Source organism: Rhizobium sp. SVR5-2C, assembly GCF_056755115.1.
Map to the genome: position 1 here is coordinate 1 of NZ_JBNDHT010000229.1, position 5,992 is coordinate 5,992.

A 5,992-nucleotide genomic window follows, 5' to 3' on the forward strand; every position below is an offset into this window, starting at 1 on the left:
CCGTGGAAGCCGCGACGTTCGTCGTAAGTCGTCAGGCCGTCCTGCAGCGCCTTGCGCGCCGCAAGCTGCATCTGCGGATCGAATGAGGTACGGACCGAAAGACCGCCTTCGTAGAGCGTCTTCTCGCCATACTGATCGATCAACTGACGGCGAACGGCTTCCGCGAAGAAATCCGAAGCAAAGAGCGACGGGCCGTTGTTGCGGGCCGTGACGCCGAGGGGCTGCTTCTTGGCGTCCTCGCCATCAGCCTTGCTGACATAGCCGTTCTCGACCATGCGGTCGATAACCCAATTGCGGCGCTCCAGCGCGGCCTCGGGATGGCGGAAGGGATGATAGTTCGCCGGGCCCTTGGGCAGCGAGGCGAGATAGGCCGTTTCCGCAACAGTGAGTTCCGTGACCGACTTGTTGAAATAGGTGAGCGCTGCACCGGCGATGCCGTAGGAGTTCAAGCCGAAAAAGATCTCGTTCAGATAGAGTTCGAGGATCTTGTCCTTGCTGTAGGCCTGCTCGATGCGGAAGGAGAGGATCGCCTCCTTGATCTTGCGGTCGATGGTCTGGTCCGACGTCAGGAGGAAGTTCTTCGCCACCTGCTGCGTGATCGTCGAGGCGCCGACCGGCCGGCGCCCGGAGCCGAAATTCTGCAGGTTGACAAGGATGGCGCGCCCGAGACCGCTCACGTCAATGCCCGGATGGTTATAGAAGTTCTTGTCTTCGGCCGAAAGGAAAGCCGCCTTGACACGGTCCGGGATAGCCTGGATCGGCAGGAAAAGACGCTTCTCCTTGGCGTATTCGGCCATCAGCGCGCCGTTTCCGGCATGAACGCGGGTGGTGACCGGCGGCGCATAGCTGCTCAAGACCTCGTAATCGGGAAGATCCTTCGCGACGTTTGCCAGATAGACGGCAACGACAGCCGCGGCGCCAAGAAACATGACGCAGGCAATCCCGAAGAAATATCCAAGAAGTCTTATCATCTACCGGTATTCCAAACCTTCAAATGGCGCGGGCGGTATCATTGCATGGAGGATAGCATTTCTGCATGTTGCGCGGGCTTACTCCATGAGCAGCATTGCGACAAGCCAAATCCGCCCCGCGTCCCAGAAACATAGCCGTGAGTAAGGGCCTGAATGTGAGCAAAATAGGGCTTGCAGGCCCTATTCCCATTCTTCCTTCCGCTTTCGCTCCGGGTGTCACATCTTAGTCACGTTAGTCATTGCTAGCCAAGGTCTCAGCCGCCGTTCGCAACGAACGAGGAGCGGTAGTGCTTTACCGCATCGGTCAGCCGGTCCACCACCTTCGCGCGCCATTTGTCGTCGAGCAGCAGCTTTTCGTCCTCGACATTCGAGAGGAAGCCGAGTTCGAGCAGGATCGAGGGTACATCGGGCGCCTGCAGGACGCGGAAACCGGCATGGCGGTGCGGATTGTTGATCGTGCTGACCTGGTCCTTGAAAGAGCCGAGCACGCTCTCGGCCAGCGAGATCGAGAAGGCCTGGGTCTCACGCCGCGTCAGGTCGAGCAGGATATCCGCCACGGCCGGCGGTTCAGCGACGGTCTCCTTGCCGGCGATCTGATCCGACAGGTTTTCGCGGTCGGCGAGGTCCGCCGCAAGCTTGTCCGAGGCCTTGTCGGATATCGTATAGACGGTCGAGCCGCGAATATCCTTCTGCTTCAGCGTATCGGCATGCAGCGAGATGAAAAGGCTCGCATGGTTCTCCCTGGCAATCTGCACGCGCTCGGCAAGCGACAGGAATTCATCGTCGCTGCGGGTGAGAAACGCCTTGATGCCGGCCTCGCGGTTCAGCCGGTCGGCCAGTGCCTTGGCAAAGGCCAGCGTGACCTGCTTTTCTTCCGTCTTCGTATCGGCGCCGATCGCACCGGTATCGATGCCCCCATGGCCGGCATCGACGGCGATGATGAAATCGCCGGGCTTTGCGGTATCTGGCGCGGGCTTTGCACTCGCCGTCTGCGGCGTGGTTGCCGGATCGCTCCAGGACTGCGCCTTGACGAGCGTGGCGAATTCCTCCTTGCTGACCCTCTCGGCATCGAGGACGAGGCGATGACCCTTGCCGTCCTCATCCTCCTGCACCTTGGCGATTGCCAGCTTCACCGGCTTGATGGCCGTCAGCACGATGCGGGCGCTGTTCTCGTCCATGGTGCCGTAGCGGATGTCCTTGAAAAGGCCCCTCGCCCCGAGATCGTCGGCCTTAAAACCGAACGCGGTCGCCGGCAGATCGACGACGATGCGCTCCGGATTGGCGATGTAGTGGACGGAGAAACTCGGCTGACGGTCGAAATCGATGACGACACGGGTTCGGGCGTCGTCGCCGACGATGCGCGCGGCATAGGCAAGCAACGGCTCCGGCTTGTTCGGGCCGGCGGCAACCGCGATGGCGGCCTGGAGCGAAAGCGCAGCCGCGAGCGCGTAAACTAATCTCATCTTCCGCTTGCTGGATTCCGCCATTGCGCGCCGTACTCTCTTAAACAATCGACCGCCGCACCCTATCTATCGTTCTGTTTATGCGCGCAATGCTTTTTCAGCGTCTGTGGCCGCCCGCCGAATCAGACCCTCAGTCCCCATTGTCTATGTGTTTTTAAATCCATCAATATTATGGCGCATTTGGCTTTTCCCTTGCTATTGTGACAGAGAAACCATACAACGATTTTCAGGTTAGAAGTGTTGACGGGATAGAGTCGCCGCGAAGGCTGCCACCCCACCAAGGACCTGGCGCCACAACCGGCAATCGTCCGCCGTCTTACGCGCTTCTCTCCCCGGTACATAGATCCTGAATTTTCCGGCGTATGCGGAAACTTCATCGGTGGATAGCCACTAAACGCTCTGAGGAGCAAACTCATCGGACCCCAAGGGGTCTTAAGTATTGTCGATCTCGCTTGGTCATAATGGTTTCGCAGCAGGTTTCATCCAAAGTCTACAGGCCCGGGAAGGCTAATCTCCCCGCTGTCGCCTGGCTGCTGCCGTCCGGCCCGAATCAAGCGCGACTTTCATCATCCGGCGCACTCACGCTAGACCGACTCACCCCTCCAGGTGAGAATGCGCGTCTCCGGCTGCGCCGAGGAGCACACCTTACATGGCAGACAAAATGCTTATCGACGCGTCTCACGAGGAAGAGACGCGCGTCGTTGTCGTTCGCGGGAACCGCATAGAAGAATTTGACTTCGAGTCGCAGCACAAGAAGCAAATACGCGGCAATATCTATCTCGCAAAAGTGACGAGGGTCGAACCCTCGCTGCAGGCGGCTTTCGTCGACTACGGCGGCAACCGGCACGGCTTCCTGGCCTTCGCCGAAATCCATCCCGACTATTACCAGATCCCGCTTGCCGACCGTCAGGCGCTGCTTCGCGCCGAGGCCGAGGAACACCGCCGCGACGACGATGTCGAACATGTCGAAACAGCGCCGGTGAGCGACCCCTCGACGCAGGATCAGCCGGATATCGGCATCGTGCCCGCGGAAGAGCCGGAAGGCGCTGATACCTCCGTGGAGGCCGCGACGGCTGAAGTCGAGGCTCCGGCCGCGGAGGCAGCCGTTGTTGCCGAAGATGCTCCGGCCAAGAAGGCCAAGCCGCGCCGCAGCCGCAAGAAGGCAGTCGTCGAAGCCACGCCCACCGAAGATGCCATCCCCACCGACGTAGAGGCCCCTTCGGCCTCGGTCGTCGACAATGAGGACGAAGGTCCCGCCGGCGGTTCCATGGCCGCCATGGTCGAGACGGACTCGATCTCCGAAGACGTCGACGTCCGCCGCCGCAGCGACGATGATGACGACGACGATCACGACCAGGAAGAGGAAGTCATCGAATCCGTCGGCGCCGAAGACGCGATGGAGGAAGTTCCCGATCGCGTGCAGCGCAAGCCGCGCAAGCAGTACCGCATCCAGGAAGTCATCAAGCGCCGCCAGATCCTGCTCGTGCAGGTCGCCAAGGAAGAGCGCGGCAACAAGGGTGCTGCACTCACCACTTACCTCTCGCTCGCAGGCCGCTACTCGGTTCTGATGCCGAACACGGCGCGCGGCGGCGGCATCTCCCGCAAGATCACCAATCCGCAGGACCGCAAGCGCCTGAAGGAAATCGCCCGGATGCTCGAAGTGCCGCAGGGCATGGGCGTGATCCTGCGCACGGCCGGTGCAAACCGCACCAAGGTCGAGGTCAAGCGCGACTTCGAATATCTGATGCGCCTGTGGGAAAACGTCCGCACGCTGACGCTGGCGTCGACCGCCCCCTGCCTCGTCTATGAGGAAGGCTCGCTCATCAAGCGCTCGATCCGCGACCTTTACAACAAGGATATCGGCGAGATCATCGTTGCCGGCGAGGAAGGCTATCGTGAAGCGAAAGACTTCATGAAGATGCTGATGCCGAGCCATGCCAAAGTGGTTCAGCCCTATCGCGACATCCACCCGATCTTCTCGCGCTCCGGCATCGAGGCGCAGCTCGACCGCATGCTGCAGCCGCAGGTGACGCTGAAGTCCGGCGGCTACCTGATCATGAACCAGACGGAAGCCTTGGTTTCGATCGACGTCAACTCGGGCCGTTCGACCCGCGAGCATTCGATCGAGGACACGGCGCTTCAGACGAACCTCGAAGCAGCGGAAGAAATCGCCCGCCAGCTTCGCCTGCGCGACCTTGCAGGCCTCATCGTCATCGACTTCATCGACATGGAAGAAAAGCGCAACAACCGCGCCGTCGAGAAGAAGCTGAAGGAGTGCCTGAAGAACGACCGCGCCCGCATCCAGGTCGGCCGCATCTCGCATTTCGGCCTGCTCGAAATGTCACGCCAGCGCATCCGCGCTTCGGTGCTCGAATCGACGACGCAGGTCTGCGCGCATTGCGGCGGCACCGGCCACGTGCGCTCGCAGTCCTCGGTCGCGCTGCATGTTCTGCGCGGTATCGAGGAATACCTGCTGAAGAACACGACGCACAACATCACCGTGCGCACCACGCCGGAGATCGCGCTTTATCTGCTCAACCACAAGCGCCAGACGATCGTCGATTATGAAAGCCGCTTCGGCGTCTCGATCATCATCGATGCCGACAGCGCCGTCGGTTCGCAGCATTTCGCGATCGATCGCGGCGAGCCGGTCGAAAACCCGGTCAAGATCGAAAGCCTCTTCAACTTCGCAGCCATCCCTGATGATGAGGACGACGATATCGTCATCGAGATGGAAGAGGACGAAGACGAGGAGCTTGAGGACAAGCCGGCAGCCGCCGAGCGCGCGCCGCAGCAGCGCGCCGAAAGCGATGGCGACGGCCGCAAGCGCAAGCGCCGCCGCCGCCGCCGTGGCCGCAACGGCACCGGCGAGCAGGTTTCCGCTCAAGACACCGCTTCCGGCGAAACCGGCGACGAGGATGAAGGCGACGACGAAGGCAGCGAGAGCGATGAGGCGGCAGTAGCCGCTACCGAAGCGCGTGCCGATAGCGAAGAGTCCCAGCGCCGCAAACGCCGCCGCCGCGGCAAGCGTGGCGGCCGCCGCAGCCGCGAGGAAGGTGGCGAGCTCATCGAAGGCGCTGAAGCCGGTGATGAAACCGCCGCCGATATCGAGGATGGCGCCGAAGCTGAAACGCAGGCCGAAACTGTCGAGGCTGTTGCCGAAGAAGCCGGCGAAGCACATGCCGCAATGGCAGCGATCGAAGCTGACGCCGTCGTCGCGGAAGCCGTGAAACCCGCCAGAGGCCGCGGCCGCCGGAAGGCATCCGCCCCTCCCGTCGAAGAGCCGATCGTAGAAGCAGAGACCGTTGCCGAGGCGGAAGCAGAGACCGTCGAGGCCTCAGCCGATCTCGCGACACCGGCAGAGGAAGAAGCGAAGCCGGTCCGCGCCAACCGCGAATCGAACATCTCCTCGTCCGCTGCTCCCACGGTGAAATCCACCCGCACGGAACCGGCCGAGGGTGACACCGACGGCAAGCCGAAAAAAGCCGGCTGGTGGCAGCGCCGCGGCTTCTTCTAAGACTGTCTCTTATACACATCTGACGCTGCCGACGACTAGTC

3 protein-coding genes are annotated in these 5,992 nt (G+C 61.6%); 1 reads left to right on the top strand and 2 read right to left on the bottom strand.

The features are described from left to right. On the bottom strand, positions 1-971 hold a 971-nt coding region (locus tag ACPYOI_RS34340; protein ID WP_481424033.1), incomplete at its 3' end, for a transglycosylase domain-containing protein. A gap of 254 nt (positions 972-1,225) precedes the next feature. Beyond that, the gene (locus tag ACPYOI_RS34345; protein ID WP_481417933.1) at positions 1,226-2,458 is read right to left on the bottom strand and encodes an N-acetylmuramoyl-L-alanine amidase; all 1,233 of its coding nucleotides are present in this window, start codon (positions 2,456-2,458) and stop codon (positions 1,226-1,228) included. A 625-nt stretch (positions 2,459-3,083) separates the two neighbouring features. On the opposite strand from ACPYOI_RS34345, the gene ACPYOI_RS34350 reads away from it, so the two are divergent. Next, the gene (locus ACPYOI_RS34350; protein WP_481417932.1) at positions 3,084-5,951 is read left to right on the top strand and encodes an Rne/Rng family ribonuclease; all 2,868 of its coding nucleotides are present in this window, start codon (positions 3,084-3,086) and stop codon (positions 5,949-5,951) included. Positions 5,952-5,992: the final 41 nt, after the last annotated feature.